Source organism: Citrobacter braakii (assembly GCF_002075345.1).
GTDB classification, from domain to species: domain Bacteria; phylum Pseudomonadota; class Gammaproteobacteria; order Enterobacterales; family Enterobacteriaceae; genus Citrobacter; species Citrobacter braakii.
Genome location: NZ_NAEW01000102.1, coordinates 1 through 458 on the forward strand (window position 1 = coordinate 1; position 458 = coordinate 458).

1 pseudogene is annotated in these 458 nt (G+C 65.7%); it reads left to right on the forward strand.

Features of this window, described 5'->3' with window-relative positions:
* Positions 1–458: pseudogene (locus BZK42_RS28065) on the forward strand (TIGR03752 family integrating conjugative element protein); the annotation flags it as partial.

The window sequence follows — 458 nt, forward strand, 5'->3', positions numbered from 1 at the left end:
AGCGGTGACTGGACGCTGTCGTGCGTTCGCGGCAGCGTCACGTCCATCACGTTTGTGTTTACCGACGGTACGGTCAGAACCCTGCCGGCCCCGTCAGACCGGACAGACAACAGCGGCAGTGAAAACGGCGGCAGTATCGGCTGGATTTCGGACAACAGCGGTATTCCGTGCATCAGCGGGGAGCGTAAATCGAACGCGTCCTCATACCTGCCGACCATCGGCCTGCTGGCACTGGGTACCTCGGCGGGTGACGCGCTGACGGCCAGCCAGTACACGAACAACACCACCGACGGCGGGGGCATCACGTCGGCGCTGACCGGAAATGCCGGGCAGGCGGTGCTGGGCCAGGCGCTGGGCGGCAGCTTTAAGGAGGTGGCGCAGTGGGTGAAGGAGCGCTACGGGCAGACCTTTGACGCGGTGTACGTCCCGCCCGGGGCGCCGGTGGCGGTACACATCTC